This is a genomic window from Pseudomonas fluorescens, from assembly GCF_902497875.1.
Taxonomy (GTDB): domain Bacteria; phylum Pseudomonadota; class Gammaproteobacteria; order Pseudomonadales; family Pseudomonadaceae; genus Aquipseudomonas; species Aquipseudomonas fluorescens_BR.
This window is the reverse complement of record NZ_CABVHY010000003.1, coordinates 256,477-268,940: the sequence shown is the minus strand read 5'-3', so window position 1 is coordinate 268,940 and position 12,464 is coordinate 256,477. Positions and strand designations below refer to the sequence as shown.

At 60.5% G+C, this 12,464-nt stretch carries 8 protein-coding genes; 6 read left to right on the top strand and 2 right to left on the bottom strand.

Annotated elements, in window-relative coordinates:
• Positions 1-40 precede the first annotated feature (40 nt).
• A complete protein-coding gene (locus F8N85_RS04280; RefSeq protein WP_150802430.1) occupies positions 41-976 on the top strand; it encodes a sigma 54-interacting transcriptional regulator in 936 nt (311 codons plus the stop codon).
• Positions 977-1,156: 180 nt separating this feature from the next.
• The gene (locus F8N85_RS04275) at positions 1,157-1,939 is read left to right on the top strand and encodes a MetQ/NlpA family ABC transporter substrate-binding protein (RefSeq protein ID WP_150802429.1); all 783 of its coding nucleotides are present in this window, start codon (positions 1,157-1,159) and stop codon (positions 1,937-1,939) included.
• A 666-nt stretch (positions 1,940-2,605) separates the two neighbouring features.
• Here F8N85_RS04275 and F8N85_RS04270 read toward each other — a convergent pair.
• The gene (locus F8N85_RS04270; protein WP_150802428.1) at positions 2,606-3,766 is read right to left on the bottom strand and encodes an AAA family ATPase; all 1,161 of its coding nucleotides are present in this window, start codon (positions 3,764-3,766) and stop codon (positions 2,606-2,608) included.
• Positions 3,767-3,959: 193 nt separating this feature from the next.
• On the opposite strand from F8N85_RS04270, the gene F8N85_RS04265 reads away from it, so the two are divergent.
• From F8N85_RS04265 to F8N85_RS04250, 4 genes are all read left to right on the top strand, one after another.
• Positions 3,960-5,066, top strand: a complete 1,107-nt coding sequence (locus tag F8N85_RS04265) for an efflux RND transporter periplasmic adaptor subunit (RefSeq protein ID WP_150802427.1) — start codon at positions 3,960-3,962, stop codon at positions 5,064-5,066.
• On the top strand, positions 5,063-6,133 hold the full coding sequence (locus F8N85_RS04260) for an efflux RND transporter periplasmic adaptor subunit (RefSeq protein ID WP_150802426.1): 1,071 nt from the start codon (positions 5,063-5,065) through the stop codon (positions 6,131-6,133). Before F8N85_RS04265 ends, F8N85_RS04260 begins: the two co-directional genes overlap by 4 nt.
• Entirely contained in the window at positions 6,130-9,183 is a 3,054-nt protein-coding gene (locus F8N85_RS04255) for an efflux RND transporter permease subunit (protein ID WP_150802425.1), read from the top strand. The genes F8N85_RS04260 and F8N85_RS04255 overlap by 4 nt, the downstream gene beginning before the upstream one ends.
• Positions 9,184-9,304: 121 nt before the next feature.
• Positions 9,305-11,560, top strand: a complete 2,256-nt coding sequence (locus F8N85_RS04250; RefSeq protein WP_150802424.1) for a glycoside hydrolase — start codon at positions 9,305-9,307, stop codon at positions 11,558-11,560.
• A gap of 165 nt (positions 11,561-11,725) precedes the next feature.
• On the opposite strand, the gene F8N85_RS04245 is transcribed toward F8N85_RS04250, so the two are convergent.
• Positions 11,726-12,352, bottom strand: coding sequence for a class I SAM-dependent methyltransferase (locus F8N85_RS04245; RefSeq protein ID WP_150802423.1), 627 nt, complete (start codon positions 12,350-12,352; stop codon positions 11,726-11,728).
• Positions 12,353-12,464 lie beyond the last annotated feature (112 nt).

The window sequence follows — 12,464 nt, the reverse complement described above, 5'->3', positions numbered from 1 at the left end:
ACGCCTGCCGTCTCCCGGCGGATTTGGGCGGGAGTCTGTCATGAGCTTGCATGAAACCTTCGGTCAGCGGTTGCTGACCTTTCCCGACGCGGAAAAAAGCCCGTTGAGCATTCGCGCCAAGGCGCTGGTGTTCGTTGACCCTCGTTCACGACAACTGCGCCACGAGCTTGAGCAGCTGGCACCACGCTCGATTTGCGTGCTGATCCGCGGTGAAACCGGTAGCGGTAAAGAACTGCTGGCGCGGCATATCCACCGGGGCAGCGACCGTGGTGGTTTGTTCGTTTCGGTCAACTGCGGGGCGATCAGTCCGACCTACGCCGATGCCGAGTTGTTCGGCTATGCCGCCGGCAGTCACAGCGGCTCGGCCAGCAGTCGGGCCGGCTGGTTCGGTTCAGCCAACGGCGGCACTTTGTACCTGGACGAAATCGGCGACTTGCCGCTGCCGATCCAGATCAAGCTGCTCGCGGCACTGGAGAACCACGAAGTCACCCGTGTTGGTGCTCAGCAGCCAAGCCCGGTGGACGTGCGGCTGGTGGCGGCTACCAGTATCGACCTGGCGCAAGCGGTGGCTGCCGGGAAATTCCATGAGCGGCTTTATCACTACTTGAACGAAGGCCAACTGGACCTGCCGGCATTGCGCGAACGGGTCGGCGATATCCTTTCATTGGCCGAGTACTTCCTCGGCATCTACAGCCAGCGCCTGGGTCTGCCGGTGCCATTGATCAGCGAAGCGGCGCAGCAACTGCTGGAGCATCACAGTTGGCCGGGCAACACCCGTGAGCTGGAGAACGTCATCCACTTTGCGTTGCTGGTCAGCAGTGGCGACGAAATTTTGCCGGAGCATCTGAATCTGCCGGAAAGCCTGGCGCCGTTGCCGCTGATCGAAGAGCAGGTCGAGCGAATCGTCAGCGGCGGTTCTGCCAGCGAACGGGCAGCCCTGAAAGACCTGCTGGAACGGCTTACGCAGTCCTTATAGGTCACGGCGTAGAGCAGGCGGCGTCTGTATGAGCAAAATGGAATATGAAAGTGAATAAAAGATATTGTTCGGGAATAAAAAATCTCGGTATTGTCCGCACCACGCCAGCGATAGCACTTCACTGGCACCTCACTTGAAGCCGTCGTCGCTGACGACTGTGATTTTCGATAAGGACACTGCATGAAAAAGGTTCTGTTGTTCACCGCACTGGCGGCTGCCCTGTCCGCAGGCATCGCCCAGGCTGGCGAGAAACTGGTGGTTGCCGCGACGCCGGTGCCGCACGCTGAAATCCTCGAGCTGATCAAGCCGGCCCTCGCCAAAGAGGGCGTGGATCTGGAAATCAAGGTGTTCACCGACTACGTACAACCGAACGTGCAGGTCGATCAGAAGCGTCTGGACGCCAACTACTTCCAGACCCTGCCGTACCTGAAAAGCTTTAACGAAGGCAAAGGCACTAACCTGGTGACCGTGATCGGCGTTCACGTCGAACCTTTCGGCGGTTACTCGAAGAAAGTCAAAACCCTGGCCGAGCTCAAGGACGGCGCGACCATTGCCATCCCGAACGAAGGCAGCAACAGCGGCCGTGCGTTGATCTTGCTGCAGAAAGCCGGCCTGATCGAATTGAAAGACCCGAAAAACGCCCTGGCGACCCCGAAAGACATCGCCAAGAACCCGCATAACTTCAAGTTCAAAGAGCTTGAGTCGGCCATGTTGCCGCGTGTTCTGGATCAAGTTGATCTGGACATGATCAACACCAACTATGCGCTGGAAGCCGGCCTGAACCCGGCCAAGGACGCACTGATCATCGAAGGTGCCGATTCGCCCTACGTGAACTTCCTGGTGGCCCGTCCGGACAACAAGGACAGCGTCGCCATCCAGAAACTCGCCAAAGCACTGACCAGCCCGGAAGTGAAAGCATTCATCGCGAAAAAATACAGCGGCGCAGTACTGCCGGCGTTCTGATTCGCGGCGCTCTTCAGCGCACCCAACCTTTCAAGGTTTCAACGTCGGCGGCTGGTAAAGCGTCGGCGTTTTTTATTGGCTGAGAGAATGGTCCTTCAGACCTTTCGCGGGCAGGCACAATCCCGTAGGAGCTGCCGCAGGCTGCGATCTTTTGATCTTGCTTCTTGGCAATCTGCAGAACCGCTAAAAGATCGCAGGCTGCGCCAGCTCCTACGCCGACCGTGATTGCAGAAAGATCTGCGCGATGCCCGTAATCACCGTGTTCGGCATAGATCTGCCGAATACACACAATCCCGTAGGAGCTGCCGCAGGCTGCGATCTTTTGATCTTGGGTGCCTGCGAAAAAGATCGCAGGCTGCGCCAGCTCCTACAGAACGGCCACCATCGGTCCAGCCTCTGCCACAAACGCCAGTGTTTCATGCCCGCTTTACCCGCGAGACCGGCGGCTCTCCAGTGCCCGGCGCAATGCTACGAGCCATTTCACGACGTCCTGTGGATCCAGCCGCAGTGGTGCCTTTGCGTCAGCCATGTTCCCATCCTTGTTGTCGATTGGCCGGCGAGTCTGGCCAATAGCTGTCCATCCTTGGAGAGTGATGACTAAAAAAAGATTCCTCCTACAGCGCAAAGGGACATAGCTGTCTCCCGCTTCCCCCACGTCACAACACCTCAATCCGGCCAATGCCACGCCGGCTCATCCAGCATCCCTTGTCCGACGATCTCGGTCTGACCGAAATTTTTCTCCAGCACGATGGAGTTGCACTCCTGGTCTTGCTGCAGCGCCGCGATCAAGCGGTTGGCGTGGGACACCACCCATATCTGGCAGTTTTCCGAGGCGCGGATGATCAGCCGCGCCAACGCCGGCAACAGGTCGGGATGCAGGCTGGTTTCCGGCTCGTTGAGCACCATCAGCGTTGGCGGGCGCGGGGTCAGCAGCGCGGCGACCAGCAGCAGATAACGCAGCGTGCCATCCGACAGTTCCGCGGCAGATAGCGGGCGCAACAAGCCTTCCTGATAAAACTCAATGGCGAAGCGCCCACCTTGCAGCGGCGCGATATTCAGCGTCGCGCCGGGGAAGGCGTCGCTGATGGCGGCTTGCAACGCCGGTGGGTCGCCGATTTCGCGGATGGTTTGCAACGCCGCGGCCAGGTCGCGACCGTCGTGGTGCAACACCGGGGTGCGGGTGCCCAGTTGCGGTTGGCGCGCGGGTGCCTCGGCATCGCTGCGAAAGTGATCATAAAAGCGCCAGCCGCGAATGGTCTCGCGCAGCAGCAACACCTCCGGTGAGGTGCGCAGGCTGCCGACCCGGTCAAACAGGCTGTCGAAGGTGGGTGTGTGTTGTGCGAGCACATCCCAGCCGCGGCCTTCACGGGCACGGATCATCGGACCGGCGCGATTGACCAGCAGGCTGGCCGGGCGATAAATCGGTCCTGCCCAGATGCATTCGCGTTTGATTTCCGGGTCCAGAGAGAAGTACGAAAGGCTGGGCTCTGGCAGACCCAGTGCGATCGCGTAACTGAAGTCTTCACCGGCAAATCCCAGGCGCAAGCGCTTGGGGGATTGGCGCACAGAGGCTTCGATGGCCACTTCGGCGTTTCGCATGCGCCGCGAAAGGTTTTCAGGCCCGGCCCAAAAGCTCGAATCCAGCCCACCCTCACGGGCCAGTGCATTGATCACGCCGCCTTGCGCTGTCTCCGCCAACAGGCGCAGGGCGCGATACAGGTTGGACTTGCCGCTGCCGTTGGGGCCGGTAATCACGTTCAATCGTTCGAGGGGGATGATCAGTTTGTTGATCGAGCGGTAATTGGCCACCGCGAGGGTTTTGAGCATTGGGGAAATCCTGCTGCGTGGTTCGCCAGTGTGCCTGATGACCTATGGGTTAGGGATGACAGCGATCCAATGTGGCGAGGGGGCTGGTCCCCTCGCCACAAATATCATGGCTGGCGAGCGCTGGGGTGGAACCCTGATATAAGCTCACAGTCGTATCGTCACCTGTCCGCCCGTATCACGCAAAGGAGTCTGCATGGCTGGTCCCGGATTGAAGTTGGTCTTAGGCTTGAGTCTCTTTGCCTTGTTGACCGCATGCGACGATAAACCGCCCGTGGAACGCCAGCGTCCGCGGGTGTTGGTGCAAGAGGTGCGGCCAGCCGACTTCGCCGCGACGGTGACCCTTACCGGCGATGTCCAGGCACGGGTGCAGACGGAATTGTCGTTTCGGGTCGGCGGAAAAATTATCCAGCGCATGGTCGATGTCGGTGACAGGGTTTCGGCCCGGCAGGTGCTGGCCCGACTCGATCCTAAAGATTTGCAGACCAACGTCGATTCAGCCCAGGCGCAGGTGGTTGCCGAGCAGGCACGGGTCAAACAGACCGCCGCGGCATTTGTCCGACAACAAAAGCTATTGCCCAAGGGTTACACCAGCCAGAGCGAATACGACGCCGCCCAGGCGGCGTTGCGCAGCAGCCAGAGCGCCCTGGCCGCCGCCCGGGCGCAACTGGCCAATGCCCGCGAGCAACTCAGTTACACCGCGCTGGTCGCCGATGCGCCGGGGGTGATCACTGCACGTCAGGCCGAAGTCGGTCAGGTGATGCAAGCCACGGTGCCGGTCTTCAGCCTGGCCCGGGATGGGGAACGCGACGCGGTATTCAACGTCTACGAGTCGCTGTTGGTCGAGCCACCGACGGATAAGACCGTGGTGGTCAGCCTGCTCGACAATCCGCAAGTCAAGACCACCGGCACCGTCCGCGAAATCACTCCGGCGGTCTCCGCGCAAACTGGCACGGTGCAGATCAAGGTGACCTTGAGCGAACTGCCTGCGGGCATGGAACTGGGCTCGGTGGTCAGTGCCACGGCCAAGGTGCCGGGCAAGTCCGCCGTTGAATTGCCGTGGTCGGCCTTGACCAAGAACCTCAGCGACCCGGCCGTGTGGCTGGTGGATGGCGAAGACAAGGCGCAGTTGCATACGGTCAAGGTTGCCCGTTACCTGACCGGCAAGGTGATCATCAGCGAGGGGCTGAACGGTGGCGAAAAAGTCGTGACCGCCGGCGGGCAATTGTTGCACCCGGGGATGTTGGTGGAGATCGCCGCGCAGCCTGCGCAGGGCCCGATTCAGCCAGGAGCCCGGCCATGAAGCGCTTGCTCACAGTGTTGGCGGTTGGTGTGCTGCTTGCCGCCTGTTCGAAAAAAGAGCCACCGCCGGAGCCGGTGCGCCCGGTGCTGTCCATTGAGGTCCAGTCCGAATCGGAAGAAAACCTCGGACGTTTCGCCGGGAGCATTCAGGCTCGGTATGAAAGCAATCTCGGTTTTCGGGTGTCGGGAAGGATCGCCAGCCGCAACGTCGATGTCGGCAGCGAAGTGGAGAAGGGCGCCTTGCTCGCGACCCTCGACCCCACCGATCAACAGAATCAGCTGCGTGCGAGTCAAGGCGACCTGGCGCGGATCGAGGCGCAATGGATCAACGCCCAGGCCAACGCCCGGCGGCAGCAGGAGCTGTTCGACCGCGGAGTCGGCGCTCAGGCACAACTGGACATTGCCCAGACCGATCTGAAAACCACCAGCGCCTCGCTGGAGCAAGCCAGGGCCGCGGTCAATCAGGCCCGCGATCAGCTCAACTACAGCGAACTGCGCACTGATCACGCGGCCATCGTCACCGCCTGGAATGCCGAAGCCGGGCAGGTGGTCAGCGCCGGCCAGCAAGTGGTAACCCTGGCGCGGCCGGACATCAAGGAAGCGGTGATCGATTTGCCGGCGAGCCTGGTTGAGCGGCTGCCCGCCGAGGTGGTGTTCAAGGTTGCCGCACAGCTCGATCCGAGTATCAACACCTCTGCCATCGTGCGCGAGATCGAACCCCAGGCGCAAAGCGCGACCCGCACTCGGCGTGCGCGTCTGACACTGGCCGAGACGCCTGGCGGATTTCGCCTGGGCACCGCCATCAGCGTGACCCTCAGCTCGGCCATCGAACCGCGAATCGAATTGCCGTTCAGTGCCGTGCAGGACGTCGACGGCAAGAGCCGGATCTGGGTCATCGATACCCAGACGCAGACCGTGTCACCCCGTGAGGTGACCTTTGTCAGCCGCAATGGCAACACGGTGGTCCTGGCCTCCGGGGTCAAGGCCGGTGAGCGGGTGGTCAGCGCCGGTGTGAACAGCCTCAAACCGGGGCAGAAAGTCAAAGTCGACGAGGGAAGCCGGCGATGAAAGGGAGTTTCAATTTATCCGAGTGGGCCATCAAGCATCAGTCCTTTGTCTGGTACCTGATGTTCGTCGCGTTGCTGATGGGCGTGTTCTCGTACCTGAACCTGGGCCGTGAAGAGGACCCCTCGTTCACCATCAAAACCATGGTGATCCAGTCCCGCTGGCCCGGCGCGACCCAGGAGGAAACCCTCAAGCAGGTCACTGACCGCATCGAGAAAAAACTCGAAGAGCTCGATTCCCTCGATTACGTGAAGAGCTACACCCGCCCCGGCGAGTCGACCGTGTTCGTGTTCCTGCGCGACACCACCAGTGCCAAGGACATCCCCGAGATCTGGTACCAGGTGCGCAAGAAGATCGATGACATCCGGGGCACCTTCCCGCCAGGGTTGCAGGGGCCGGCCTTCAACGACGAGTTCGGCGACGTCTATGGCTCGGTGTATGCCTTCACCGCCGATGGGCTGACGATGCGCCAGTTGCGCGATTACGTCGAGCAGGTACGCGCCGAGATCCGCGAAGTGCCGAACCTGGGCAAAGTCGAAATGATCGGCGAGCAGGACGAAGTGCTCTACCTGAACTTCTCCACCCGCAAACTCGCGGCGCTGGGCATCGATCAAAGCCAGGTGCTGCAAAGCCTGCAATCGCAGAATGCGGTGACCCCGGCCGGGGTGATCGAGGCAGGACCCGAACGCATCTCGGTGCGCACTTCGGGGCAATTCGCTTCAGAGAAAGACCTGGCCAACGTCAATCTGCGGCTCAATGACCGCTTCTATCGCCTCGCGGATGTCGCCGACATCAGCCGAGGTTATGTCGATCCGGCAACGCCGCTGTTCCGTTTCAATGGTCAGCCGGCCATCGGCTTGGCGATCGCCATGAAAAAGGGTGGGAACATTCAGGACTTCGGCAGCGCCCTGCATAAACGTATGCAAGACCTCACCGCCGATCTGCCGGTGGGTGTCGGCGTGCACAAGGTTTCCGATCAGGCCGAAGTGGTGGAAGTGGCAGTGGGGGGCTTTACCCGTGCGCTGTTCGAGGCGGTGGTGATCGTTCTGCTCGTCAGCTTCGTCAGCCTTGGCGTGCGCGCCGGGCTGGTGGTGGCCTGCTCGATTCCGCTGGTGCTGGCGATGGTCTTTGTCTTCATGGAATACAGCGGCATCACCATGCAGCGGATTTCCCTCGGTGCATTGATCATCGCCCTCGGCTTGCTGGTGGACGACGCGATGATCACCGTCGAAATGATGGTGACTCGCCTGGAAAAAGGCGAGACCAAGGAGCAAGCGGCCACCTTCGCCTACACCTCGACCGCGTTCCCGATGCTCACCGGCACCCTGGTGACCGTGGCCGGCTTCGTGCCCATCGGTTTGAATGCCAGCTCCGCCGGCGAATACACCTTCACCCTGTTCGCGGTGATCGCCGTGGCGATGCTGGTGTCGTGGATCGTCGCGGTGCTGTTCGCCCCGGTGATCGGCGTGCACATCCTCAGTACCAACGTGAAACCCCATTCGGCAGAACCGGGGCGCATCGGCCGCGCTTTCAACGGCGGACTGCTGTGGAGCCTGCGCAATCGCTGGTGGGCGATCGGCATCACCGTGCTGCTGTTCGTGCTCGCGGTGTTTTCCATGGGCTTTGTGCAGAATCAGTTCTTCCCATCCTCGGACCGTCCGGAAATTCTGGTCGACCTGAACCTGCCGCAAAACGCCTCGATCAACGAAACCCGGCTGGCGGTCGACCGCCTTGAAGCGACGCTTAAAGACGATCCGGACATCCTGCGCTGGAGCACTTACATCGGTGAAGGCGCGATTCGTTTTTACCTGCCCCTCGACCAGCAATTGCAGAACCCCTACTACGCGCAATTGGTGATCGTCAGCAAAGGTCTGGAAGCGCGCACGGCGCTGACCCAACGTTTGAACAAACGCTTGCGCGAAGATTTTGTCGGCATCGGCAGCTATGTACAGGCGCTGGAAATGGGCCCGCCCGTGGGGCGGCCGATCCAGTATCGGGTCAGCGGCAAGGACATCGACCAGGTGCGCAAACATGCCATCGATCTGGCGACCATGCTCGACAAAAATTCGCACATCGGCGAGATGATTTACGACTGGAACGAGCCGGGCAAGGTCCTGCGCATCGACATCGCCCAGGACAAGGCGCGGCAGTTGGGATTGTCCTCGGAAGACGTGGCGAACGTGATGAACAGCATCGTCAGCGGTGTGTCTGTGACCCAGGTGCGTGATGATATCTACCTGATCAAGGTGGTCGGCCGCGCCGAAGACGCTGAGCGCGGCTCGCCGGAAACCCTGCAGAACCTGCAGATCCTCACCCCGGGTGGCACCTCGATTCCGCTGCTGGCGTTCGCCAGCGTGCGTTATGAGCTTGAACAACCCCTGGTCTGGCGCCGCGATCGCAAACCGACCATCACCATCAAGGCCGCGGTGCGCGACGAGATCCAGCCGACCGATCTGGTCAAACAGTTGAAGCCCGACATCGACACATTCGCTGCTGCGTTACCTGTCGGTTATTCGGTCGAGACCGGGGGCACGGTAGAGGAAAGCAGCAAAGCCCAGGGGCCGATCGCCAAAGTCGTACCGTTGATGCTGTTCCTGATGGCGACCTTCCTGATGATTCAGCTGCACAGCGTGCAGAAGCTGTTCCTGGTCGCCAGCGTCGCGCCGCTGGGGCTGATCGGCGTGGTCCTGGCGCTGATCCCCACTGGCACGCCGATGGGCTTTGTGGCGATCCTCGGGATCCTCGCGCTGATCGGCATCATCATCCGTAACTCGGTGATCCTGGTGACCCAGATCGATGAGTACGAACGCGACGGCTTCGCGCCATGGGACGCGGTGGTGCAAGCTACCGAGCATCGCCGTCGACCGATCCTGCTCACCGCCGCCGCCGCGAGCCTGGGCATGATCCCCATCGCCCGCGAAGTGTTCTGGGGGCCGATGGCCTACGCGATGATTGGCGGGATCATCATTGCGACCTTGCTGACGCTGTTGTTCCTGCCGGCGCTGTATGTGGCCTGGTACAAGATCGAAGAGCCAAAGAAAGAGGCGGTCTGACGAGATGATCATTCCCGCCCCCGGTGTGGAATGATCTGACGTTCTTTTCAGAATTCGTCCCGGTGCTCTTCACTCTTCGATTGACTTACCCTGCGTCCCTTCAATCGAGAAGGGACTACCGATGTCGCCTGTTACTCGCTGTCTGTGCTACGTCCTGTTGACGTGCACACCACTGCTGTCGCCATGGGCGCTGGGTAACACAGTGCTGGAAAACGATCTCTGGCGCCTTGAACTTGATCCGACGACGCTTGCGATTCGCGCTACGCCGGCCCAGAAACCCGCAGTGCAGGCTTCCGCTGGGGTGACGGCGCACCGCGTCAGCGGATTGGAAGCGACCGCAAATCAAGTCGACTGGCAATGGGACGATGGCGACTGGACCCTAAGCGCCCGATTGGATCAGCGTGAACTCTCCCTCTCGATTAGAGCCCGCAGCGCCGGTGAGCTGAGCTTCCTCACACAACCCGGTAGCGCCATGGGCAAGGGGCTGATGTGGCCACTGACCGAAGGACGTTACGTGCCGATTGGCAATCCGATATGGCAGGAGTTCTTGCTGGATCAAGGCGATTTCAACACCACCCAGGATCTGAGCCTGCCGCTGTGGGGCGTCGATCACGGCGGATTCACATTGAATTGGTTGATGACCAATCCTTACAACAATCGCCTGACGTTCAGTCCCGAAGGCAAAGCCCTGGCGCTTGCCGCCAGTCATGAGTTCACCTCGTTGGACCCTACGGCGCCGCTCACCTTCATCTTGTACCTGGGGGGTGCTGATCCGCTGGCCGGTGCCAAACGTTATCGGCAATGGCTGATTGAAACCGGCCGGTATGAATCGCTAAGTGACAAACTGCTTAAAGCACCTGAGGCCAAAAAATTGCTCGGTGCGAGCCATATTTATCTGTGGGGCAATGACCTGCTGGGGCTGGACGACGTGCGTAGCTGGCCACACTTGTTGGCATTGTTGCGCGGTAAGGACGCGTTGGCTGCGCAACTGCGCGGTTATCTGGATCGCGACGCCACTCAAGTGCTGATCAAGGCTCAGCCGCCCCTCGACCGCTATCAACAAGCCACGTTGCTGCGCGGTCTCAACGGCGCCCTGAATAAGAAGGCTCGAGAAAGCTGGCAGGCAACCACGGAACCCGACATGCAAAAACTGGCCGGTCGCTACGGTGAGTTGCGCGGTGAAGTTGCAACGGTGTTCGCCGCGGCGCTCACGCCGAACCCTGAGCGCTGGGGAAGTACCTTGTCCATGACGACGATAAAACAGTTGCAAGCAGCCCATTTGCCGCGTTTGTGGTTGGGGCTGGGAGAAGGCTGGGAAGGGGGGCTTTGGCATCCCGAAGCGGTGCATGCAGGGGTGCAGGCCGGTTTTCTGATGGCGCCTTATGACTCTTATGAAACCGCGTTAAGCAGCCGTGAAAATCCGGACTGGACCACCGCCCACCTGGGCTCCCGGGCCCATCGCAATTGCGCGATTGTCCTGAAAAACGGCGAACTGAAACGCGGCTTCCAGCAGTCCGGGCATTACACCGACCCACGCTGTGTGCGGCCTTTGCTCGAGGCGCGGATAAAGGCCGTTCAGGCCAAGACCGGTTTCAACAGCTGGTTTCTCGATGCTTACGCCACCAGCATGCTATTCGACAGCTACCGTCCTGGCGCGACGATGACTCAGGCACAAAATGCCGCAGGTAATATCGATGCCGCACGCTGGATCACCGACACCCTGAAACTGCCTGTGGGTTCCGAAGACGGCAATGCCCCCACTGCGCAGGGCATCCTGTTCGCCCACGGTATGCAAACCCCGGTCATTGGTTGGGGTGATCCGGACCTGAGCAAGAACAAACAATCGCCGTACTACCTGGGCAACTGGTATCCACCGGAGCAGCCAAGCGTGTTCTTCAAATCGGTGCCGATCAAAGAACCCTATCGAACCGTTCATTTCGACCCGGTGAGCCGGATACCGTTGTATCAAGCGGTGTTTCATGGCTCAGTGATCACGACTCATCACTGGCTGTTCGACAGCCTCAAACTGAGCAACGTTCGTGCCGAAAACGAGCTGGCCCAGCTGCTCTACAACGTCCCGCCGCTCTATCACTTGAGTGCTGCCACGCTGAAACAACGCTTGCCGCTGATGCAGCGCCAGGACACTTTCTTCCGCCCGCTGCACGAACGCCTCGCCACTCAGGCATTGACGGATTTTCGTTGGCTGACGACGGACCGACAGGTGCAGCAGACGACCTTTGCCGATGGGACGCGGCTGGTGGCCAACTTTGATCCGCAAGCGCGTGAGGTAGCGGGCCGACTTTATGAAGGGCACAGCATTGCGGCGTTTGAGGCGAGCGGGGAAGTGAAGGAGTATCAGGTCGATTTGCGGCGCTGACGGATCCATTCGCGGGCAAGCCCGCTCCCACAAATCTGCGGCCGCCCACATTTTGTGTTCAACCGAAAAATCTGTGGGAGCGGGCTTGCCCGCGAAGACGTCATGACGGCCAACTTGAGTCTCGGTTAAAGCTGACTTCCTGGTGCCGATGAGCATTGGATTTTCTTAAGTTTTACGCCAGACACTCGCCAACCAGGGTTGCTGCTCGCGCGGCAGTCCGGGTGGTCGATAATAGTGTTCAAGCTCGACAAACCCGGCCTCGGTCAACATTCTGCGCCACGATGTCAGGTCGTGATACGCACCATAACGGGGACCGTTCCAGCCCTCCTGATTCTCTCCTCGGGGATTGGAGCTGAACAACACACCGCCTGGTTTCAGGGCCGCATGTAGCTGCTTCAAAACCCGAGGCAGTTCCTGCCCCGGCACATGAAACAACACAGCATTGGCGAAGATTCCGTCGAAGTGCTCGTTGGGCAGGTCGAGCTTGAGAAAGTCCTGCTGCCAGACCTCGCAACCGCTGTCTTCCCGGGCCATTTGCGCAAGACGCTCCGAGCCGTCGAGGCCCACCGCGATATGGCCCATGCGCGTGAAGGTTTGCAGGTCGCGCCCCGGGCCACAGCCGAAGTCGAGAATAGTGAACGGCGCCGGGCCTTGAATATGTCGTAGCAGCGCGTCGATGTTCTGGCTGACGTCGTGGTCGCGAGTGCCTTCACGAAAGCTCTCGGCCACCTGGTTGTAATGGCCCAGGGTGGTGGAGGTGATCTGTTCGAGGTCGGTCGGGGCGAGTTTCATGATGGGCTGCGCAGGCAAAGGGCGATGAGCCGACTATACCCCAAGCTCATACGCCTCGAAAAAGCGCCGCGCCTTAAAAGATCGCAGCCTGCGGCAGCTACGCCGACCGAGT